At 40.0% G+C, this 23,826-nt stretch carries 19 protein-coding genes; all 19 read left to right on the top strand.

Going from position 1 to position 23,826, the window contains the following annotated elements; genetic code table 11:
- Window positions 1–4 precede the first annotated feature (4 nt).
- Complete coding sequence (locus tag PT287_RS06685; protein WP_277133658.1) at window positions 5–736, top strand: isoprenyl transferase; 732 nt, start codon at window positions 5–7, stop codon at window positions 734–736.
- 9 nt (window positions 737–745) lie between these two features.
- Window positions 746–1,543 carry a phosphatidate cytidylyltransferase gene (locus PT287_RS06690; RefSeq protein ID WP_277133660.1) on the top strand — a complete coding sequence of 266 codons (798 nt, stop codon included), beginning with the start codon at window positions 746–748 and terminating at the stop codon, window positions 1,541–1,543.
- A gap of 10 nt (window positions 1,544–1,553) precedes the next feature.
- On the top strand, window positions 1,554–2,810 hold the full coding sequence (rseP, locus tag PT287_RS06695) for an RIP metalloprotease RseP (RefSeq protein WP_277133661.1): 1,257 nt from the start codon (window positions 1,554–1,556) through the stop codon (window positions 2,808–2,810).
- A gap of 30 nt (window positions 2,811–2,840) precedes the next feature.
- On the top strand, window positions 2,841–4,541 hold the full coding sequence (locus PT287_RS06700; protein WP_277133663.1) for a proline--tRNA ligase: 1,701 nt from the start codon (window positions 2,841–2,843) through the stop codon (window positions 4,539–4,541).
- 6 nt (window positions 4,542–4,547) lie between these two features.
- Window positions 4,548–8,861, top strand: coding sequence for a PolC-type DNA polymerase III (locus tag PT287_RS06705; protein WP_277133665.1), 4,314 nt, complete (start codon window positions 4,548–4,550; stop codon window positions 8,859–8,861).
- A gap of 156 nt (window positions 8,862–9,017) precedes the next feature.
- A complete protein-coding gene (locus PT287_RS06710) occupies window positions 9,018–9,413 on the top strand; it encodes a hypothetical protein (RefSeq protein WP_277133667.1) in 396 nt (131 codons plus the stop codon).
- Window positions 9,414–9,621: 208 nt separating this feature from the next.
- Complete coding sequence (rimP, locus tag PT287_RS06715; RefSeq protein ID WP_277133669.1) at window positions 9,622–10,095, top strand: ribosome maturation factor RimP; 474 nt, start codon at window positions 9,622–9,624, stop codon at window positions 10,093–10,095.
- A 17-nt stretch (window positions 10,096–10,112) separates the two neighbouring features.
- Window positions 10,113–11,366, top strand: coding sequence for a transcription termination factor NusA (gene nusA / locus PT287_RS06720; RefSeq protein ID WP_277133671.1), 1,254 nt, complete (start codon window positions 10,113–10,115; stop codon window positions 11,364–11,366).
- 18 nt (window positions 11,367–11,384) lie between these two features.
- A complete protein-coding gene (locus tag PT287_RS06725) occupies window positions 11,385–11,681 on the top strand; it encodes a YlxR family protein (protein WP_277133672.1) in 297 nt (98 codons plus the stop codon).
- 2 nt (window positions 11,682–11,683) lie between these two features.
- Window positions 11,684–11,995, top strand: a complete 312-nt coding sequence (locus PT287_RS06730) for a ribosomal L7Ae/L30e/S12e/Gadd45 family protein (RefSeq protein WP_277133673.1) — start codon at window positions 11,684–11,686, stop codon at window positions 11,993–11,995.
- A 4-nt stretch (window positions 11,996–11,999) separates the two neighbouring features.
- The gene (gene infB / locus PT287_RS06735; RefSeq protein ID WP_277133675.1) at window positions 12,000–14,645 is read left to right on the top strand and encodes a translation initiation factor IF-2; all 2,646 of its coding nucleotides are present in this window, start codon (window positions 12,000–12,002) and stop codon (window positions 14,643–14,645) included.
- A gap of 21 nt (window positions 14,646–14,666) precedes the next feature.
- Complete coding sequence (locus PT287_RS06740) at window positions 14,667–15,029, top strand: ribosome-binding factor A (protein WP_277133676.1); 363 nt, start codon at window positions 14,667–14,669, stop codon at window positions 15,027–15,029.
- Between the two features lie 44 nt (window positions 15,030–15,073).
- Window positions 15,074–15,967: a tRNA pseudouridine(55) synthase TruB gene (gene truB / locus PT287_RS06745; RefSeq protein ID WP_277133678.1), complete on the top strand. Its 894-nt coding sequence runs from the start codon at window positions 15,074–15,076 to the stop codon at window positions 15,965–15,967.
- 19 nt (window positions 15,968–15,986) lie between these two features.
- Window positions 15,987–16,916: a riboflavin biosynthesis protein RibF gene (gene ribF / locus PT287_RS06750; protein ID WP_277133680.1), complete on the top strand. Its 930-nt coding sequence runs from the start codon at window positions 15,987–15,989 to the stop codon at window positions 16,914–16,916.
- Between the two features lie 153 nt (window positions 16,917–17,069).
- Complete coding sequence (hrcA, locus tag PT287_RS06755) at window positions 17,070–18,119, top strand: heat-inducible transcriptional repressor HrcA (protein WP_277133681.1); 1,050 nt, start codon at window positions 17,070–17,072, stop codon at window positions 18,117–18,119.
- Between the two features lie 11 nt (window positions 18,120–18,130).
- Window positions 18,131–18,727: a nucleotide exchange factor GrpE gene (gene grpE, locus PT287_RS06760; protein ID WP_277133683.1), complete on the top strand. Its 597-nt coding sequence runs from the start codon at window positions 18,131–18,133 to the stop codon at window positions 18,725–18,727.
- Between the two features lie 17 nt (window positions 18,728–18,744).
- The gene (gene dnaK / locus PT287_RS06765) at window positions 18,745–20,613 is read left to right on the top strand and encodes a molecular chaperone DnaK (RefSeq protein WP_277133685.1); all 1,869 of its coding nucleotides are present in this window, start codon (window positions 18,745–18,747) and stop codon (window positions 20,611–20,613) included.
- A gap of 81 nt (window positions 20,614–20,694) precedes the next feature.
- Complete coding sequence (gene dnaJ / locus PT287_RS06770) at window positions 20,695–21,837, top strand: molecular chaperone DnaJ (RefSeq protein ID WP_277133686.1); 1,143 nt, start codon at window positions 20,695–20,697, stop codon at window positions 21,835–21,837.
- A 131-nt stretch (window positions 21,838–21,968) separates the two neighbouring features.
- Entirely contained in the window at window positions 21,969–23,807 is a 1,839-nt protein-coding gene (gene lepA, locus PT287_RS06775) for a translation elongation factor 4 (RefSeq protein ID WP_277133688.1), read from the top strand.
- Window positions 23,808–23,826 lie beyond the last annotated feature (19 nt).

The raw sequence follows: 23,826 nt of genomic DNA on the forward strand, positions 1-23,826 counted from the left end.
GACAATGGCAGAAAAAAATCAATTAAATCATCTTGCAATTATCATGGATGGCAATGGTCGCTGGGCACGCCGCCAAGGTAAGCCACGGGTTGCTGGTCATCATGAGGGGATGAATAATGTTGAGCGAATTACATTAGCTGCCGATAAGCTAGGGATTAAGATTTTGTCGCTTTACGCATTTTCAACTGAAAATTGGGCACGACCAAAAGAGGAAGTTGCTTATTTGATGAATTTGCCAGTTCGCTTTTTTGACAAATTTATGCCGACGTTAATGGCGAATAATGTTAAAGTGAACATTATGGGTTATTTAGATGAATTGCCACCTAAAACTTATAATGTTGTTCAGCGAGCAATGGCAGAGACCGCCAATAATACTGGCTTAATCTTAAACTTTGCATTTAATTACGGCTCACGCAGCGAAATTACTTCAGCTGTTAAGGAATTGGGTGGCATGATTGAAAGTGGCGCGATTTCTAGTGAGCAAATTGATGAAGAAATGATTTCAGAGCGGTTAATGACGGCTAAGTTTGGTGCTTTTCGTGATCCTGATTTACTAATTAGGACTTCAGGAGAGCAACGAATTTCCAATTTTTTGCTTTGGCAATTGGCTTATTCCGAGTTGGCATTTAGCCCGAAAAATTGGCCTGACTTCAATGAAGCCGACCTGCAAAAATTCGTAAGTGAGTTTCAAAATCGTCACCGCCGTTTTGGCAAGGTTGATGAATCAGATAGTTAGGTAGTTTATATGAAACAACGTGTTATTACAGCAGTTATTGCTTTAATTTTATTTATTCCCATCGTTTATGTTGGTGGTCTTTGGATGGACTGGTTGACTGTGGCTTTTGCGGCAGTTGGGATCAGTGAAATCTTCCTGATGAAGAAACAAATTTTAGTGTCGATTAATTTTTTATTGGCGTTATTAGCAACAATCATTTGGGCCGTTCCAGATTCTTTCATTAAGGGGATGCCATGGCATTGGTCTAAGTATGGTATGTATTTTGCTATTATTATGCTAATGCTGACATGGACGGTTTTATCAAAGAATAAAACGACCTTCGATGACGTTGGTGTCTACACCCTGTCGTCATTATATATTGGGACTGGTTTTCACTATATGGCCGCCATCAGAAATAGCAATAACGGGTTAGCACTTTTGTGCTACGTCTTTGTTGTTGTGTGGCTAACTGATACTGGTGCATACATGATAGGCCGCCAGATTGGTAAGCATAAGTTATGGCCAGTAATTAGTCCTAATAAGACCTGGGAAGGTTCAATTGGGGGTACAATTTGTGCCGTTATTTGCGCAGCAATTTACGTATATTGCGTTCAAGTAGGTTACCCACAAATGCAAATGATTATTATTGCCTTTTTCCTTTCGATTGTTGGGCAAATGGGCGACTTAGTGGAATCTGCTTATAAACGCTACTATGGTGTAAAGGATTCTGGTAAGATTTTGCCGGGACACGGCGGTATCTTGGACCGATTCGACAGTATGCTATTTGTATTACCAGTAGTTGCTGCCTTGTTAGGAATTATGCACTAGGAGAATTCTATTGAAGGGCATACTAATCTTTTTAGTCGTATTTGGTATTCTTGTTTTTGTTCATGAATTTGGGCACTTTATTGTTGCTAAAAAATGCGGTATTTTGGTGCGAGAATTTTCAATCGGAATGGGACCGAAGCTTTTTCAAGTGAGGCGTAATCCGACTACTTACACAATTCGATGGTTGCCATTAGGCGGCTATGTGCGGTTAGCAAGTAAAGATGATGAAACCAAATTAGATCCGGGGATGACTGTGATCTTGCAGTTAAATGATCAAAATGAGGTTGTTAAAATCGACGCATCAGAATCTGATATTCCGCTTGAAGGTGTTCCCGTTCAAGTAACTAAGTCTGACTTAGTTGATGATTTGTTCATCACTGGATACGAAAATGGCGATGAAGAAAAGCAAGTTACGTATCGCGTTAATCATGATGCGACGATAATTGATCAATCTAAGACCGAGTTAGTAATTGCCCCGCGTGATACCCAGTTTCAGCAGGCAAATGTTTGGCAAAAATTAGCTACTAACATCGCTGGACCCTTGATGAATATTATTTTGGGATTTGTTGTTTTTTTAATCTGGACATTTACGGTTCCTGGTCCAGCGACCACTACTGTTGGTCAAGTTACTCCAGGGTCACCCGCACAGGTTGCCAAGATTAAACCGGGCTCCAAATTTATTGCGATTAATGGTCAGCAAACGACCTCTTTTGACGATCTTGCAATGCAAGTAGATCAGAGTAAGGGTAAGAGGATTGCCATTACTTTACTTAAAAATGGTCAAAGAGAAACTGTCAAAGTAAAACCCAAAGCAGTAAAGCAGCAGGGACAAACGAGTTACCAAATTGGAATTTTGGCCCGCAGTGATGAACGCGCTAATGTGAAACTTAAGCGTGGCTGGGCTACTGCTGTTTCTACCACGGGCTTGATTTTTAATGCTGTTGGCGGACTATTTAGACACTTCAGTTTAAATAAGTTATCTGGTCCAGTTGGTATTTATTCGGAAACATCGCAGGTTTCCAAAATGGGCTTTTCGTACATTCTTGCCTTTTTAGCAATGATTTCAATCAATTTAGGAATTGTCAATCTAATTCCAATTCCTGGTCTTGATGGTGGTAAATTCTTGCTTAATATTATTGAAATTATCCGCAGAAAGCCAATTTCTGAGAACCACGAAGCAATGGTTGAACTGATTGGTTTTGGCTTATTGTTAGTTCTAATTATTGCAGTTACTGGTAATGATATTTATCGTTACTTTATTAAATAGAAAATTTTTATTTTTCTTGGGAGAAAATTAATGCGTCAATCTAAATTATTTATGCCGACATTGAAAGAGGCACCTTCTGATGCTGTGGCTAAAAGTCATCAGTTAATGTTGCGTGGTGGCTATATTCGCCAGGTTACAGCTGGAGTTTATGCATATTTGCCATTAGGCTACCGCGTTTTACGCAAGGCTGAAAACATTATGGAAGAAGAAATGGCCAAGATTAACGTGCCAGAAATGTCAATGCCACATTTTCTGCCAGCTTCACTCTGGGAAGAATCTGGTCGTTTGCAAAAATATGGTCCAGAAATGTTCCGTCTAAAGGACCGTCATGGTCGTGAAAGTATTTTGGGGCCAACTCACGAGGAAACTTTTACTGAGATTGTTGCTAAAAATATTAAGAGTTACAAGCAAATGCCAATCGCACTGTACCAAATCCAAACTAAGTACCGTGATGAAAACCGGCCTCGATTTGGTCTATTGCGCGGACGTGAATTTATCATGCTTGATGCATACAGTTTTGCGGCCAATCGCGCGCAACTTGACGAACAATTTGATGATGAAAAACGTGCTTTTGAAGCAATTTATCGTCGTTGTGGTGTTCAAGTAAACCCAGTAATCGCTGATTCAGGTACAATGGGTGGTAAAAATTCAACCGAATTTCAAGCACCAGCCGCAATTGGTGAAGACACGATTGCAACTAATGAAACTGGCACTTATTCTGCTAACCTTGAAATGGCAGTGAGTGATGATACATTTAAGCAAGACCCAGAAGAATTGCAGCCAATGACTGAAGTCGCGACTCCTGATCAGGAAACAATTGCTGACTTAGTTGACTTTATGAACGTACCGGCTACCAGAATTGTTAAGAGTGTCCTTTATATTGTCGATGAAAAAGAGCACGTGCTAGTTTTAATTCGCGGTGATAAGAAAGTAAATGAAATCAAATTGACTCATTTACTTGATGCTGATTCTTTGCGAGTAGCAACCGACGAAGAATTACAGGCGATTACTGGTGCTGCGAAGGGCGGCGTAGGCCCAGTTAATGCTGATTGGGCTGATAAAATTGTTGCTGATAATACAGTGAAGGGTCTTTACAATGTTGTTGTTGGTGCCAATAAGACTGGTTACCAATTGAAGAATGCTAACCTTAACCGAGACTTCAAAGTTGAGCAATTTGGTGATATTCGAGTTGCTAATGAGGGCGAACCTGACCCAGTTGATCACTTACCATTGAAATTTACAACCTCAATTGAAGTTGGCCACATTTTCAAGCTTGGAACTTACTACACTGAGACCATGGGTGCTGATTTCTTAGATCAAAATGGTAAAACTCAACCGGTAATCATGGGTTCATACGGAATTGGTGTGACTAGAATGTTATCAGCAGTTGTTGAACAGCACGCAACTAAATTTGGGATTGCTTGGCCCAAAGAAATTGCACCATTTGCAGTGCACATTGTTCAAATGAAGATGAAGGACGATGCTCAAACTAAGCTGGCTGAAGAATTAGAGCAAAAGTACAGTGCTAATTATGATGTTCTATATGATGACCGTAATGAGCGTGCTGGTGTTAAATTTGCCGATGCCGATTTAGTTGGTGCGCCAATTAGAATTACGATTGGTAAAAAGGCTAGTGAAGGCGTCGTTGAAGTTAAACGCCCAACTGATGATAAAGCTAGTGAAATTACAGTTGCTGAATTAGATAGTTTTGTAAATAAAGAGTTAGGATAATTTTTCGTGACTGATAAAAACAAACTTTTCTTACATCTTTTAGAGCAAATTCATTTTCCAGAACAATTCTCAGATAATGAGTTGCTTCAAAAGGGTGAAATTGAGAACGTGGATGTATACGCTAAAGAACATAAGTGGGATATCCATGTTCTTTTTACTACTCCGCTAAAATTTGAAACTTATGCGGCATTGAATAAGGCAATTAACGCGAGTTTTGCTTCTTTTGTTAAAACGCGGCTTTTTGTTCGAACTGAAGATGGTGCTGATGATTATCTAACAGATTATTGGCACTATGCTGTGCAGAATTCGGACTTTTTGCAGCCAGTTGCCCGTGAGTTCATTTCAAGTCATAAGCCTAAAAAAGAAGATGGGCGTTGGATTATACCCGTTGATAATTTAGTGGTTGATGGCTTAATTGAACAAAAAATGTTGGATCAACTAGCTGAAGAAATGCGTGACTTTGGTTTCTTTAATCTGAAATTTGTAACGCAGCTTGATGAGCAAAACACGCAAAGTAATTTAGCTAGTCTGCAGCAATTGCAAGAGCAGCACGAGCAAAGCATGCAGGAAGCTTATAATGCGGCGCCACCTAAGGAAAAGCCAAAGCCGCAAGCTTATCCAACAAAGAAGACACGTTATGGTAATCGTAAGCTTGATGAAAGCCTGCCGATTACGCAAGTTAAAGATGTGGTTGATGGCACTAGAAATATCGTTATCGAAGGTAATATTTTTAACACTGAAAGTCGGGAATTAAAGTCGGGCGCAATTATTTTTACCGGTGAAATTACAGATTATAGTGACTCAATTTCATTTAAAAAGTTTGTTTCTGATAAAGAACAAATCAAGAGTGTCTCAGAATTGAAGCCGGGTACTTGGGCTAAAATGCAGGGTTCAGCCGCTGATGATCAATGGCAGCACGATGTTGTCTTTAATATTTCTAGTTTTGAAGTTGTTGAGCATGTTGGTCGAACAGAAAAATATCAAGGCGAAGAAAAACGTGTTGAATTGCATTTGCATACTAATATGAGTCAACTAGATGCTACCAATACGGCAACAGATTTTATTCTCGCTGCTAAGAAGTTTGGTCAAAAGGCGATTGCAATCACTGACCACGCCAATGTTCAATCATTCCCTGAGGCCTATAATGTCGGTAAGAAAAACGGGATTAAGATTGTTTATGGTGTTGAAGCCAACATGATTGACGATCATGCGCTGCTTGTACTGAATCCAGCACCAATGACTTATGAAAACCGCGAATTTGTTATTTTTGACGTGGAAACTACAGGCTTATCATCGGTTTACGACACAATTATTGAAATTGGTGCCGTCAAGATGAAAGACGGCGAAGTCATTGAGCGTTTTGATAAGTTCATTAATCCGCACCACCCATTAAGTGAGCAAACGATTAATTTAACCTCGATTACTGACGAGCAAGTTGGGGCAGCTGACGATGAAGCTGTTGTTATCAAACAGTTCCAAGATTTTTATGGCGAGCGGCCTTTATGTGGGCACAACGTTCAATTTGATGTTGGCTTTGTTAATGCAGCACTAAGAAGAGCTGGTCTTCAGGAGATTACACAGCCAGTTGTCGATACACTGGAAGTATCGCGCTTGCTGCACCCAGAACAAACACGGCATACATTGGATTCGCTAGCTAAAAAGTACAATGTTGTCTTGGAACATCACCATCGTGCCAATCAGGATGCCGAAGCGACAGGTTATCTGATGTTTAAGCTGCTTGACGCGTTTAACGCCAAATTTGATGAAGATGACCTAGGCAAGATGAATGATTATGCCGCTCATGGTCAGGTCTTTAAACGCGCGCGGCCGTCACACATGACAATTTTGGCTAAAAATCAGGCGGGACTTAAAAACATGTACCGTTTAATTTCAATAGCCAGCACCAAAGATTTTTATCGGATACCGCGCACACCTAAGTCGGACTTAGCGCAATATCATGAGGGCTTATTATATGGCTCTGGTTGTCTGCAAGGCGATGTCTTTGTTGCCATGATGCAAAAGGGTTATGACGAGGCACGTAAAAAGGCCAAGTTCTATGATTACCTTGAGGTTCAACCACCTGCAAATTATGCGCAAATGATTGTTGACCATCTGATTAGCGATGAGGCAGAGTTAGAAGAAATTTTAACTAATATCTATAAACTGGGTAAGGAATTGAATAAGCCGGTTGTGGCTACGGGGGATGCCCATTATGTTGAAAAGCATGACGCCATTTATCGCACAATTTTAATTTCTGCGCAAAGAAGTAATCCTGATCGCAACAAAACGCAACCTGATTTACACTTTTATACCACGCAAGAGATGCTTGACGCCTTTAGTTTTCTTGGTGAAGAAGCCGCTAAAGAAATTGTCATTACCAATCCGAATAAGATCGCGGCGGCAACTGAAGAGATTGCACCAATCAAGGATGGATTATTCCCACCGCACATTGATAATGCCGATGAAGAAATGAAACGGCTGACTTACGATAAGGCCTACGAGCTCTATGGCAAGCCGCTACCGAAAATTGTCCAAGACCGTTTGGAAATGGAATTAAATTCAATCATTTCCAATGGTTATGCAGTTATTTACTTAATTTCACAGCGGCTAGTTGCCAAGTCCAACAAGGACGGCTACTTAGTAGGCTCGCGGGGGTCTGTTGGTTCAAGTTTGGTTGCGACTATGTCGGGAATTACGGAAGTTAATCCGTTGGCGCCACATTATCGCTGTCCAAAGTGCAAGTATTCTAAGTTCTTTGAGAATGGCGAATATGGTTCAGGTTATGACTTGCCTGATAAAAAGTGTCCAAAATGTGGTGTTGAACTAGTCAAAGATGGACAAGATATTCCGTTTGCTACTTTCTTGGGCTTCCACGGTGACAAGGTTCCCGATATTGATTTGAACTTTTCGGGTGACTATCAGCCAGTTGCGCATAACTTTATTCGAGTTATGTTTGGGCCAGATAATTCATATCGGGCTGGGACAATTGCCACGGTGGCGGACAAGACCGCGTATGGTTATGCTAAGCATTATGACGAAGAACAAGAATTGAACTTGCGTGGTGCCGAGCTTGATAGATTAGCTGCTGGGGTCAGTGGTGTTAAGCGCACAACTGGACAACACCCCGCGGGAATTGTTGTTGTGCCTGATGATATGGATATTTATGATTTCACACCTGTGCAGTATCCTGCCGATGATGTCAATGCGGCGTGGCTGACGACGCACTTTGACTTCCATTCGATTCATGATAATATCTTGAAGTTTGATATTCTGGGGCATGATGACCCGACGATGATCAGAATGTTGCAGGATTTATCGGGAATTGATCCATTGACAATTCCACCCGATGATCCGGGTGTCATGTCGCTGTTTTCTAGTCCGAAAATTTTGGGTGTCAAGCCAGAACAAATTCAATCAGAAACTGGCACCTTAGGCGTCCCAGAGTTTGGTACTAGATTTGTTCGGGGAATGCTTGAGGAGACTAAGCCAACGACGTTTTCAGAGTTGCTGCAGATTTCTGGACTGTCACATGGTACTGATGTGTGGCTCGGAAATGCCGAGGAATTGATTAATGACGGTACTTGCAAGCTGAAGAATGTAATTGGTTGTCGGGACAATATCATGATGGACTTGATTCACTGGGGGGTTAAGCCAGAGGTTGCCTTTTCAACAATGGAATCTGTGCGTCATGGTCGCGGAATTAGCGATGACGACATGGCTGTCTTGAAGAAAAATGACAAAATTCCGAACTGGTATATCCCATCATGTCTTAAAATCAAGTATATGTTCCCGAAGGCACACGCTACTGCCTACATTTTAATGGCGCTGCGGATTGCGTGGTTCAAAGTTTACTATCCCGAGATTTATTACACGGCTTACTTCTCCGTTCGGGCTGACTTATTTGACTTAGTTGCGATGAGTCACGGTAAAAATACGGTCAAAAAGGCGATGGCTGACATTCAGGATAAGGGTAACGATGCTTCTGCTAAAGACAAGAGTTTATTGACGGTGCTTGAAATTGCTAATGAGTGTTTGGAGCGAGGAATTAAGATTAAGATGGTTGACATCAACCAATCAGAAGCAACTAATTTTAAGATTCTTGACCAACACACGATTTTAGCACCATTCAATGCCGTACCTGGACTTGGTAATAATGCGGCTAAACAAATTGTTGCGGCTCGTGCTGAACAAAAATTCTTGTCAAAAGAAGATTTGTCTAAGCGTGGGAAAGTATCGCAGACGATTATGGACTATTTGGAAGATAATGGCGTTCTGGAAGGGATGCCCGACCAAAATCAATTGTCATTATTTGATATTTAATATAAAAAATCGTTAGTCATTAGACTAGCGATTTTTTGTGTTTCCGATTCATTTTAAGGAAGAGAAATTTTTTATTTTATTCTTTGTTTCACTTTTACTAAATTATCAAGCTATAATATAAGTAAAAGATTTCATTTAGTTGATTGAGGGCAAGAAATGGTAACCATTAAACAAGCACAAGATATTATTAGTAATTTTACTAATCCCAATAATGACGATATTAGTTTAAACACTAAGCGTTCACTTTATTCTAGCAAGAACATTGCCAACCAGTCGGGGTATCCTAACCAGCAGAAGCACCTGCTGCATGAACTGAAGGTTGCTCAAGAAAAGTATGGTACTGACCATGATTTTAAGGTCGTGTACAACCACATTCATTCGGCACCGCTGCAATTTTATCTCGCTAACCAATTGGGGATTGCGACTGATAAGGCAGAAGTAGAAATTCGGCAGCAGCAATTGCCGATGATGAGTGAGGCTAAGAAGTTTCGGGATAATTATCTGTCGTATGAGGAAGTTGAAGCGGCAATGATTAAATTAATCGAGGGTTAAGTTTTAGTTGTTAAATTGGTAAATATTTTCAAGTAGAATTACAAATAGCAGCAGATGAAGACTATTACCTACAAAAAGTTGACGCTAACCAGAAAAGTTTTTGATTGAACATCAATGTTAAAATATGATATACTAATTAAGAAGTTCGGATAATTAATTCGAGTGAGCAGTATTTTTTGCTCACTCTTTTTATTACGGAGGAAAATATTTGGCGAAAGTTACAGATCTTGTTCTTACAGAAATCAAACCAATAGTTGCACAGCGCAATGACGAGTTGGTGGACATTGAATACGTAAAAGAAAAAGGCCAAAATTATTTAAGAATATATGTTGACCGTGAAAACGGAATTGATATGGATGAAATCGTCGGGCTTAGTGAATTAGTTTCAACTAAACTTGACGAGATTGAGCCTGATCCGTTCCCTGAACCTTACGTTTTAGAAGTATCTTCACCCGGTGTAGAGCGACCAATTAAAACGAAGAAGGATTGGCAAAAAGCCCTTGATAATTATATTCATGTTGGCCTTTATCAAAAGCTTGACGGTGAAAAGAATTATGAGGGTACGCTCAAGTCATTTAATGATGATGAAATCGAGTTAGAAATAAAGATTAAGACGAGACGGAAACGATTAACTATTCCTCGCAAGTTGATTGCAAATATCCGTTTTGCAATTGAATTTTAGAAAGGCTGATTAAACTTATGTCTAAAGAAATGCTAGAGGCGTTTGCTACTTTAGAGAAGACAAAAGGTATCAAGCAAGACGTTATTGTCGAAGCAATTAAAGCAGCTCTTGTTGCTGCTTACAAAAAGAATTATAATCAAGCACAAAATGTTGAAGTTGAATTTGATGAACGCAAAGGTAATTTTAAATTACTTGCAGTTAAAACTGTTGTTGATGAAGTTCATGATGAACGGCTTGAATATAGTTTGAAGGATGCCTTAAACATCAATAAAGCTTATGAAGTTGGCGACGAAATTCGTTTTGAAGTTGCACCAAAAGACTTTGGTCGGATTGCTGCGCAAACTGCTAAACAAGTTATCATGCAGCATTTGCGTGAAGCAGAACGTAATCACATCATTGACGAGTATTCACAATATGAGGATGAACTGATTACTGGTACGGTTGAAAGACGTGATAATCGCTTCGTTTATGTTAAAATTGGTAATGTTGAAGCTGTGATGCCACACAATGACCAAATGCCTAACGAAACTTACAACCCACAAGACCAAATTCGTGTTCTTGTAACTCATGTTGGTTCTGATTCTAAGGGTGCGCAAATCACTGTTTCTCGGACTGCGCCAAATATGGTCAAGCGCTTATTTGAACAAGAAGTTCCAGAAATTTTTGATGGTACTGTCGAGATTGTTTCAATTGCTCGTGAAGCTGGCGATCGGACTAAGATTGCGGTGAAGTCAAATGATCCTAACATTGATCCTGTGGGTACTTGTGTTGGTCAACGTGGTGCTCGGGTGCAAAATGTGGTTAATGAACTTGACGGTGAAAACATCGACGTCGTTAAGTACGAAGAAGACCCATCAGACTTTATTGCCAATGCGCTGAATCCAGCTGAGGTTATTGCCGTTCAATTTGGCGATGATGAAGACGAGAAGAGTGCTCTTGTAATTGTTCCAGATTATCAATTATCACTAGCAATTGGTAAGAAAGGTCAGAATGTTCGTTTAGCTGCTCGCTTAACTGGTTACAAGATTGATATTAGACCAGAATCAGAAGTTGAATTTGTTGATGAAAGTAGTAAGGCTGCCAACGAAGATAATGAAGAAGCTGCAGAAGCAGCTGAAAATATAACTGATGAAACTGTTGATACTGATATTAAAAACGAAACTGCTGCTGAAGAAGTCGAAGCTACTGATGATAATTTAGAAGCCCAAGCTGATGATGCAGAAGAGCAAGAAGAGCTAGCTGAATCTGAAGAAGAAGCAGACGAAGAATAAGTCTAGGGGTGAGTTCTTTTGAAAAAAAGAAAAATTCCAATGCGGAAAGATCTATTAACTGATACCATGCAGCCCAAAAAGGAATTAGTGCGAATTGTGATTGACAAGGACAAGAATGTCACTGTTGATCCTAGCGGTAAAAAACCTGGACGCGGTGCATATGTATCACTAGATCCAAGTAAGATCAAATTTGCACAAGAAAAAGGTGTTTTAGAACGAAGTCTAGGGGCAAAAGTGCCGGACTCGTTTTATGAAGATCTTTATTCTTATGTAGATCATCAAAAGGCAAGAAAAGAATTGTTTGGTGATAAATAAATTTGCAAAATAGACAAAAAGCATTAAATTTGCTTGGGCTAGCTCAACGAGCTGGGAAACTGGTTTCTGGGCTTGAAATTGTATTAGTTGGCCTTAAAGCAAAGCAAATCAAGATAGTTATTTTGGCTAATGACAGCCATGCCGATACAAGTGAGAAGATCACTAGAGCAGCTAAACAGAATAACGTTAAGGTTATTACTGAATTTAGCAGCGATGAGATGTCGCATGCAATTGGTAAAGAACGTAAGGTGTTGGGCTTAACTGACGCTGGTTTTTGCAAAGCATTAGTACAAAAGATTAATGAAGGAGTGTGATTGGATGGCTAAAAAAAGAATTTACGAAATTGCAAAAGAATTAGGCATCGATAATAAAGTTGTGGTTAAAAAAGCAAAGGACCTCGGCTTTGATGTTAAAAACCATATGTCATCACTAGAAGATTCACAAGTAAGTCAATTAAAGGGTAGTTTCCATAGCTCCGCTCCCGCTAAAAAGCAAGAGAAGACTGCTAAAAAGAGCAGTAAAATCAAGGTTTCTGTTACTTCTATTCGTAAGAATGAAAAGAAACATAATGAAGAAACTGGTAATAGAAATAACAATCGTCGCAGAAATAATCGTCGGTCTAATAACCGAAACTCACAAGAGCGTAATCAGGATCGTCGTTCAAGTAATAATACTAATACAAATGCGCGTACTTCTAAGCCAGCTGCTCAAGATTTGCTTAAGCAATTGAAGCAAAAGCAACGTGTTGAGCAAAGCAGCTTAAATAAGCAAGCTGACAAGGCACGTAAGGCTTATCATGAACATTTGCAAAATCCTAAGGCAGCTGAAGAAGCTAAGAATACTACTACAGCACCTAAGAAACCTGCAAAAGAAAAAACAACTGAGACAAAGGTTATTGGTCCAAAGATTATTAAGCCTTCGCCAGCAAGAATGAAGCAGAACAAACCAGCAGCTAGACAACAGCCAACAGTTAATAATGCAGGCCCAGAGCCAGTTAAGGAAGAAAAGCGCCGTGGTAATGGCTATACTTCACGTAATTCTGGTAAGCCTGGTCGTAAAGGTAGAAACCAAGCTTTTGGCAATAATGGTGGTAATAATCATTCTGACCGTCAAGAACGTCGTAAGCGCAAGAACAAGCGTCGTCAAATTGACCAAACACCTAAAAAGCAGCCAACTCAGAGAAAAGAGCGTCCATTACCAGAGACTTTGGTATACGAAGTTGGCATGAATGCTCAAGATTTGGGTAAGATCTTGCACCGTGAACCAGCAGAAATTGTTAAGAAGCTATTTATGCTGGGAGTAATGACTAACCAAAACCAGTCTTTGGATAAAGATACGATTGAATTGATTGCTGCTGAATACGGTATTAATGCAGAAGAAAAGATTCATGAGGATATTTCTGATATTGATACGCTTTACAGTAAGCGTATGGAAGCATCTAAAGAATCAAAGAACCAGATTAAGCGTCCACCAGTTGTTACAATCATGGGTCACGTTGACCACGGTAAGACAACTTTGCTTGATCGCTTACGTCATACACACGTTTCTGCTCATGAAGCCGGTGGTATTACGCAGAAGATCGGTGCTTATCAGGTTCACGTTGGCGATCATTTGATTACCTTCTTGGATACCCCGGGACATGCGGCCTTTTCAAACATGCGTGAGCGTGGTGCTGAAATAACTGATATTGTTGTCTTAGTTGTAGCTGCCGACGACGGTGTAATGCCACAGACTATTGAAGCCATTGACCATGCTAAGAGTGCCAAGGTACCAATTATTGTAGCAATCAACAAGATGGATGCTCCGGGAGCAAACCCACAACACGTTACTGAACAGTTGATGAAGTACAACTTGATTCCAGAAGATTACGGTGGCGACACAATTTTTGTTAATATTTCTGCCAAAACTGGTGAAAATGTTGACGACTTGCTGCAAATGATTCTGTTGCAAGCTGACGTGATGGAATTGAAAGCTGATCCTAAGCAACAAGCAATTGGTACAGTTGTTGAAGCTCGGCTTTCTCGTGGACGTGGTCCAGTTGCCGATTTGCTTGTTCAACAAGGTACGTTGCACACTGGTGATCCAATCGTTGTCGGTAACCGCTTCGGTCGGGTACGTGTAATGACTAACGATCGTGGTCGACAAATCGACAAGGCAACACCATCAATGCCAGTTGAAATTACTGGGTTGAATGATGTACCTGAATCTGCTGATAAGTTGGTTGTCTTTGATGATGAAAAGACTGCCCGCAGCGTTGGTGAACAAAGAGCACAACAAGCTTTGCAACAATCAAGAGAAAATGTTCAACATATTACTTTAGATAACCTCTTTGATACAATGAAGAGAGAAAACATGAAGGAAGTTGACATTGTCTTAAAGGCTGATGTTCAAGGTTCTGCCGAAGCTCTGCAACAATCACTTGAAAAGATTGAAGTTGAAGGCGTTCGCGTTAACATTATTCACGCTGGTGTAGGTGCCGTTAATGAATCAGATGTTACTTTGGCTGGTGCTTCTAACGGTTTTATCATTGGCTTCAATGTTCGCCCAACTGCAACTGCTAAGTCACAAGCTGAAGCTGATGGTGTTGACATTCGTCTTTACAGCATTATTTACAAGGCAATTGATGATGTGAAAGCTGCGATGCAAGGAATGCTTGAGCCAACTTATGAAGATAAAGTTGTTGGTAGCTTAACTGTTCGTGAAACTTGGAAGGTTTCGAAGGTTGGTACAATTGCAGGTTCCTTTGTTGACTCTGGTTATGTTACTCGTGATTCAACCATTAACTTAATTCGTGATGGTGTGGTAATCTACACTGGTAAAGTTGCTTCACTTAAGCGTTTCAAGGATGATGCTAAAGTAGTTAAGCAAGGTTTCGATTGTGGTTTAACAATTGAAGGCTACAACGATATTAAGATTGGCGATCAGCTTGAAGCAACTGAAAAGCAAGAGGTTAAGCCTAATTAGTAATTTTGCTAGGAGGAAAGTATGAAGCACAGAATTGGTCGTGTTGAAGGAGAAATCCTCCGTGAATTAACCAAAATTTTGCGGAAAAATATTCGTGATCCGCGTGTCAATGATGTTACGATTACTGCGGTTGAATGTACTAATGATTTATCATATGCAACTGTTTATTATAGTATTCTTTCTGAAGATCCAAAAAAGGAAGAAGAGGTTGCTACTGGTTTAGAAAAAGCCAAGGGAATGATGCGTCACTTGCTCGGGCAAGTTTTGACAGTCTATAAAGTTCCTGAGCTAATTTTTAAGCGGGACAACTCTGTTAAATATGGTAGTAAAATCGATAAGTTAATTGCTGATTTAAAAAAGCAAGAAGCAGATCGTAACAATTAAAAAAGGCGCCATTGTGGCGCTTTTTTAGTGGGAACGGGTTTAAAATGTTAAACGGAATTTTAGTAATTGATAAGGCTAAAGGGATGACTAGCGCCGATGTTGTGTACCATCTCCGCAAAGCTTTACATATCAAAAAGATCGGTCATGCTGGAACGCTTGACCCCGATGTTACTGGTGTCTTGCCAATTGCAATTGGTCAGGCAACTAAGCTGATTGAATTAATGCACACGCAAAACAAAAAATATATCGGCAAGGGGATTTTTGGCTACGCCACTGATAGTTACGATATTAGTGGTACAACTTTGGCAACTAAAAAAATGACAGAACCGCTTGCAGCTAATATAATTACTCAGGGGATGCAGTCGTTTGTCGGCAAGATTGAGCAGGTACCACCAATTTATTCAGCAGTGCGGGTTAATGGTAAGCATTTATACGAATATGCCCGTGCAGGAATTGAGGTTGAACGGCCCAAACGGCAGGTTAATGTCTTGGCTTATGACTTAACTGCGCAACCAGCTTTTGATGAAGAAAAAGGTCAAGAGAAATTTGCGTTTGCAATTGAATGTAGTAAGGGGACTTATGTGCGTTCTTTAGTCAATGATTTGGGTGATAAGCTAGGTGTGCCAGCTGTAATGAGTATTCTGCGCAGAACAGCTAGCTCGGGCTTTGATCTTAGTCAGGCAGTCAGCTTGGACGAAATTGTGGCTGATCCAAGTAAAGCAGAGCAACTGATTCAGCCAATCGATGCCTTTTTTAAAGATTACGTGCAAGTTGACTTAACTATGGGCCAGTGGCTAAAAGTGAAAAATGGGGCAGCGATTGCTTTAGAAACTGATGCAAATCAGGTTGCATTACGATACAATAATAAGGTTAAGGCAATTTATCAAAAGGATGAGGATAATTATCGTCCCAATTTGATGCTCTTGCAAAATGAATAGGTGAAATGAAGGTCTTATTGTGCAAATTATCCATTTAACTTATCCAGTTAAAGAAAATTTAATACCAAGTAAAATCGTGTTAGCATTAGGTTTTTTTGATGGTGTTCACCGAGGACATCAGAACTTGATTGAATTAGCGCGTGAAGCAGCAAGTAAAAAGCACCTGCCGCTTGTTGTCATGACGTTTGATCGTCATCCAAAAGAAGTTTATCAAAATGCTAAAGTTGTTTACATTGATAGTCTGGATGAAAAGGCTTATAAAATGGCGCAATTGGGTGTCGATTACTTGGTTGTCATTCATTTTAATGATGAATTTAGTAAGCTAACAGCGCAGGAATTTGTCGATCAAATTATCGTGCGACTAAAAGCAGATACTGTCGTTGCTGGGTTTGATTATACTTATGGCCCCAAAGACGTTGCCAATATGAAAAACTTCCCTAAATTTGCTAAAGGAAGATTTGACATTATTAATGTTCCTAAGCAAACCTATGAGGGTCAGAAGATTGGCTCAACTGAAATTAGAAAAGCAGTTAGTGATGGCAATATGGAGCTAGCAACCAAGCTGTTAGGTTCACCGTATGTCATGTCTGGCATTGTCGGTCACGGACTGCGTAATGGGCATAAGTTAGGCTTTCCTACGGCAAATTTGGTTTGGTCGGAAAACAAAGTTCTGCCTAAAGTTGGTGTCTATGCGACTAGAACAAATATTGGCGATAAATGGTATGATTCCATGACTAGTGTTGGTTATAACGTGACGATTAACGAAGGCAAACGGATTTTTATTGAATCTAATCTATTTGGCTTCGATCAAGAAGCTTACGGGGAAAAAATGATCATCAAGTGGTATAAGTATACTCGAGGTGAAATAAAATTTGCTGATCTTGCCGGATTAAAAAAGCAAATGGCGCATGATGAAGCAGAGATCAAGGCTTACTTTGCTGATAAATAAAGACTTCCATCTACCTAAAAAGTAGATGGAAATTTTTTGCTGCTAGAAAATGTAAATATTTTTAGCACTCGGCTTGACATTCTGCTAAATGCTAGTATCATAATAATTGTTAGCACAAAAGATATGAGAGTGCTAAAAGTGAGGGCGATATTTATGTTGACCGAACGTCAAGAACTTATTTTAAAAACAATCATTAATGACTTTACGCAGACTCATGATCCAGTAGGTTCAAAGACAGTGATGAATCAGTTGCCGATTAAGGTGTCGAGTGCAACCATCAGAAATGAGATGGTTGTCCTAGAAGATAAGGGCTTAATTGAAAAGACTCATTCTTCTAGTGGTCGTGTGCCTTCGAGTGAAGGCTATCGCTATTATCTTGATAATTTAGTTGAGCCGCTGCAAATACCGGAATCTGTTTATACTAAAATTATTAGTCAGCTTGATCGACCGTTTCATCAAGTTAACGAAATTGTTCAGGAAGCTGCTAAAATTTTATCCGATTTAACTAACTATACGGCATTTGCGGAAGGACCGGAAAATCGGGATGTAACGGTAACGGGATTTCGCATTGTATCGTTAGTTGGTCGGCAAGTGATGGCAATTCTAGTTACCAGTGATGGTAGCGTTCAGAATCAGGTTTATAATTTACCGCACAATGTTCATGGAGACGAGATTGAAAAAGCTGTCCGCATGATTAACCATGAACTAGTTGGTAGAAGTTTAACTGAAATTACGCCAGAGCTGCTTAATAAGGCTGTTGGTCAAAATATTAGTGGTAAGCATGCTAGCGAACTGATTGATTTGGTTGAAGATGTCATTAACGATGCTGCCAGCGAGCAGCTATATGTTGATGGCCAAATCAACTTATTAAATAATACATCAAGCAATGATGTTTCAAGTATTCGTTCACTATATGAGTTGGTTGATCAAGATGATTTGATTGCCAACCTTGTAGCCTACCGGCCGACTTCTAATTCGGGAAGATTTCCTGTGAGGGTCAGTTTGGGCTCAGAATTACCAAATGAATTGTTAAAAGATTACAGTTTGTTAACTGCAGAATACAGTGTTGGTTCCTACGGCAAAGGTGTAATTGCTTTGCTGGGGCCAACAAATATGCCGTATTCACAAGTAATAGGCCTACTTGAGTATTTTAGAAATGAGTTGGCAAAGAAATTACTTGAATATTACGGTCGATTTAAATAAGGAGGCTAGCCGTGAGTAAAAACGATTTTCCTAGTGAAAAAGATTTAGACCAAACAGAAGCGACTACCGCAAAGTCAGAAAAAGAAACAACATCTGAAGCGAAAAAGCAAGATGTAAAAACCGACAAAAAAGAAAAAACACCAGAGCAAAAGCTTCAAGAAGAATTGGCTAAAGCTCAAGCAGCCAGCAAAGATTTTGAAGACAAGTATTTGCGTAGTCAAGCAGAAATGCAGAATATGCAAAACCGTTATAATAAAGAACGGGCACAGCTAATAAAGTATGAGTCGCAATCTTTGGCTAAGGACGTATTACCAGCAATGGATAATTTAGAGCGTGCCTTAGGCACCAAGGTTGATGATGAAGCATCTCAACAGCTAAAAAAGGGTGTGCAAATGACACTTGATTCTTTAGTTAAGGCTATGAAAGATCACGGAATTAGTGAAATTGAAGCCGAAGGTGTTAAATTTGATCCGACACTGCATCAAGCTGTTCAAACAGTTGCAGCCAGCAGCGATGATCAAAAGGACCACGTTGTCCAAGTTTTACAAAAAGGATATCAATACAAAGACCGTACATTAAGACCAGCAATGGTTGTTGTTGCACAGTAATGAAAGGATGTTAATCAATGTCAAAAGTTATCGGAATCGACCTCGGAACAACTAACTCAGCAGTTGCTGTTCTTGAAGGTAAAGAACCAAAGATTATTACTAACCCAGAAGGTAACCGGACTACACCATCAGTAGTTGCTTTTAAAGATGGTGAAATTCAAGTTGGTGAAGTTGCAAAACGTCAGGCAATCACTAACCCAAATACCGTTATTTCAATTAAGCGTCACATGGGTGAAGCAGATTATAAAGTTAAAGTTGGAGATAAGTCCTATACTCCTCAAGAAATTTCTGCAATGATTTTACAATATATCAAGAAATTCTCTGAAGATTACTTAGGTGAAAAAGTTACTGAGGCTGTTGTTACTGTTCCTGCATACTTCAACGATGCACAACGTCAAGCTACTAAAGATGCTGGTAAGATTGCTGGTTTAGACATTAAGCGGATTATTAACGAACCAACTGCTTCTTCATTAGCATATGGCCTTGATAAAGATGCCGAAGATGAAAAAGTCTTGGTTTACGACCTTGGTGGTGGTACTTTTGATGTTTCCGTATTGCAATTAGGTGACGGCGTCTTCCAAGTATTATCAACTAATGGTGATACTCACCTTGGTGGTGACGACTTTGATAACAAGATCATGGATTGGCTCATCCAAAACTTTAAGGATGAAAATGGCGTTGACTTGTCTAAAGACAAGATGGCTTTACAACGATTAAAGGATGCTGCAGAAAAGGCTAAGAAGGACTTGTCAGGTGTATCTTCAACTCACATTTCATTACCGTTCATTTCTGCTGGTGAATCTGGTCCTTTGCACCTTGAAGCTGATTTAACTCGTGCTAAATTTGATGAATTAACTAGTGACTTAGTTGATCGTACTAAGGTTGCTTTTGACAATGCTTTAAATGATGCTGACTTGACAGTTAGTGACATTGACAAGGTTATCTTAAACGGTGGTTCAACTCGTATTCCTGCCGTTCAAGAAGCTGTTAAGAAGTGGGCTGGCAAGGAACCTGACCATTCAATCAACCCTGACGAAGCCGTTGCTTTGGGTGCTGCTATTCAAGGTGGGGTTATCTCAGGTGACGTTAAAGACGTTGTTTTGCTTGATGTTACACCATTGTCACTTGGTATTGAAACCATGGGTGGTGTCTTCACTAAGTTAATTGAAAAGAACACAACAATTCCAACTTCTAAGAGTCAAATCTTCTCAACAGCAGCTGATAATCAACCAGCTGTTGACGTTCATGTTTTGCAAGGTGAACGTCCAATGGCTCAAGATGATAAGACTTTAGGTCGCTTTGAGTTAACTGACATTCCTGCAGCACCTCGTGGTGTACCACAAATCCAAGTTACATTTGATATTGATAAGAACGGTATCGTTAATGTTTCTGCTAAGGATATGGGTACTGGTAAGGAACAAAAGATAACAATTAAGAGTTCATCTGGCCTTTCTGATGAAGAAATTCAAAAGATGCAAAAAGAAGCCGAAGAACACGCTGAAGAGGATAAGAAGAAGAAGGAAGAAGTTGACTTACGTAACGAAGTTGACCAATTAATCTTCTCAACTGAAAAGACTCTGAAGGAAGTTAAGGATAACGACAAGGTTTCTGCAGATGATACCAAGAAGGTTCAAGATGCTCTTGATGCGTTGAAGAAGGCGCAAAAGGACAATAACTTGGATGAAATGAAGTCTAAGAAGGATGAATTAACTAAGGTTGCTCAAGATTTGGCTGTTAAATTGTACCAGGCTAATGGTGGTGCTCAAGGAGCAGCTGGTCAAGCTGGCCCGCAAGCCGGTCCACAGAATCCGGGTTCACAAGGCGGCAATACAAGTGATGGTTCTGCAACTGACGGTGAATTCCACAAAGTAGACCCAAACAAGTAAAGGGTTTATAATTGAATAAATTAGAAAAGAACTGCCGCAAAAGTAGTTCTTTTCTTTTGGAAAGTGAGGAGCTTTTAATAGATGGCACAAGAAGACTATTATAATGTGCTAGGTGTTGATCGCAATGCCAGTGATAAAGAAATTAACTCTGCTTACCGTAAATTAGCTAAGAAATATCACCCAGATTTGAATCATGAACCGGGAGCTGAAAAAAAGTATAAGGAAGTTAACGAAGCTTACGAAGTTTTGCATGATAAGCAAAAGCGGGCTCAGTATGATCAATTTGGTTCTGCCGGCGTCAATGGTCAAGGCGGCTTTGGTGGTGGTCAAAGTTATGGTGACTTTAATGGCTTTGGTGATTTCGGCGATATTTTCAATGATTTCTTCGGCGGCGGTAGCGCTGGTGGCGGTCAACGTCAAGCTAATCCAACTGCCCCACAACGTGGTCAGGATCTCGATTATACATTGACAATTGATTTTATGGACGCGATTACGGGTAAAAAGACGCAGGTATCTTATACTCGTAGTGAAACTTGTTCTACTTGTCAAGGAACTGGTGCCGAAAAGGGCACGCATCCAATTACTTGTGATAAGTGTCACGGCTCGGGTTACATGACTGTAACGCAAAAGTCGATGCTAGGTATGATTCGCCGCCAGACAGTTTGTGATAAGTGTCATGGCCGCGGCGTAATCATTGAGCACCCATGTAAAACTTGTCATGGTAAGGGGACTGTTGATGGTAAAAACAACATTGAAATTAACATTCCTGCCGGAATTGATAATGGTCAACAATTACGCTATGAAGGCCAGGGTGAAGCTGGCAAAAACGGTGGCCCTTACGGTGATTTGTACATTAGTTACCGGATTAAGCCATCTAAGGACTTTGAACGTAATGGCAATACAATCTATACCACAGTACCAATTTCGTTTGCTCAAGCAACTTTAGGGGACGAAATTGACATTAAAACGGTTCACGGCAAGAGTAAGTTGAAGATTCCTGCTGGTACCCAGCCTAACAAGAAATTTACTTTGCGTGGCGAGGGTGTACCATATTTGCGCGGTAATGGTAATGGTGATCAGGTAACGACTGTTCAAGTGCAAATCCCAGAGTCAATTAACGAGAAGCAGAAAGAAGCATTAGTTGACTTTGTTAAAGCTGGTGGTGGTTCAATTACCCCACAAGAAAAAGGCTTTTTTGAACGCTTAAAAGAAAAGTTAAAGTAAAAAATTTAATTAAGGATCCTAAATTTTAGGATTCTTTTTCTTTTAAAATTTACAGAACTTCTAATTAATTTTAACTGCACTTGCGAATTTGCTATAATTAGAGAGATAGAAACAAAGGGTGCAAATAATTTATGGATATTAAAAAATTACAAGATTATCAAAAACACATTCGCAACTTTTCAATTGTTGCCCATATTGATCACGGCAAGTCGACAATTGCTGATCGGATTTTGGAATTGACAGACACGGTTTCGCAGAGACAATTAAAGAATCAAATGCTTGATGATATGCCACTTGAACGCCAACGTGGAATCACAATCAAGATGAACTCGGTAGAAATCAAGTACCATGCACAAGATGGTGAAGACTACATTTTCCACTTGATTGATACCCCGGGACACGTCGACTTTTCTTATGAAGTTTCACGGTCACTTGCTGCTTGTGAAGGTGCACTGTTAGTTGTTGATGCATCACAAGGTGTGCAGGCACAGACTTTGGCTAATACTTACCTAGCAATTGATGATGACCTAGAAATTCTGCCGGTGATTAATAAGATTGACTTGCCATCGGCTAATCCAGAGCAAGCTAAAGAAGAAATTGAAGAAATGCTTGGTCTTGATGCTTCCGATGCCGTTGAAGTTTCTGGTAAAACTGGTCAGGGTATCGCTGATATGCTTGAAAAGGTGGTTAATGAGATACCAGCACCAGCAGGTGACTTAACAGCACCATTGAAGGCGTTGATTTTTGATTCAAAATATGATGATTATCGCGGCGTTGTGCTGTCCATTCGTGTTGAAGAAGGGACAGTTAAGCCTGGTGATCAAATTGAAATTATGAATACTGGTAAAAAGTATGAGGTAACAGAAGTTGGTGTGACTAGTCCGCAACCAGTTAAGAAAGATATTTTGATTGCTGGGGATGTTGGTTACTTAACGGCTAATATCAAGTCAGTTCGTGAAACTCGAGTGGGTGATACGATTACGTCTGCAGAACACCCAACAGCAGAGCCACTACCTGGTTATCGGCAAATTCCGCCGATGGTCTATTCAGGGATGTATCCCGTTGAAAATGCCAAATATAACGATTTAAAAGAAGCATTACAAAAATTGCAGTTAAATGATGCCGCCTTGGAATTTGAACCTGAAACTTCAACGGCGCTAGGTTTTGGTTTTCGTTGTGGCTTTTTGGGCTTGCTTCACATGGATGTTGTGCAAGAACGGTTGGAACAAGAATTTGACCTTGATTTAATTATGACCGCGCCATCAGTTGACTACCACGCAATTATGAATGATGGTTCGACGAAGGTGATTGATAACCCATCTGATTTGCCAAGTGCTGGTGAATATAAGGAAGTTCAGGAACCTTACGTTAAAGCTGAAGTTATGGTGCCGAACGATTTTGTCGGTCCGGTAATGGAATTATGTCAACGCAAGCGTGGTGAATTTGTCACGATGGATTATCTGGATAAATACCGCGTTAACGTGATTTATGACATGCCACTAGCCGAAATCATTTATGACTTTTTCGATGATTTAAAATCCTCAACTAAGGGCTATGCTTCACTGGATTATGAAATTACGGGTTATCGGGCAACTGACTTAGTTAAGATTGATATTTTACTCAATAAACAAGCAATTGATGCGTTGAGTTTTATTGCCCACAGAGATGAAGCACAAAAGCGGGCACGCCAAATGACATCAATGCTTAAAAAGCTGATTCCTCGGCAAAACTTTGAGGTTGATATTCAAGGAGCAATTGGCGCAAAAATTATTTCGCGGGCAACTGTCAAGCCATATCGTAAAGATGTTACCTGGAAAATTCACACGGGTGATCCCGATCGTCGGGCTAAATTGTTAGAAAAGCAAAAGCGCGGTAAAAAGCGTATGAAAGCAGTTGGTCGTGTCGAAGTGCCACAAGATGCATTTATGGCCGTCTTGAAGATGAACGATGATGATTTAAATTCGAAGTAGAATATTAAGGAGAAAACTT

The organism is Lactobacillus sp. ESL0679 (assembly GCF_029433515.1).
GTDB lineage: Bacteria > Bacillota > Bacilli > Lactobacillales > Lactobacillaceae > Lactobacillus.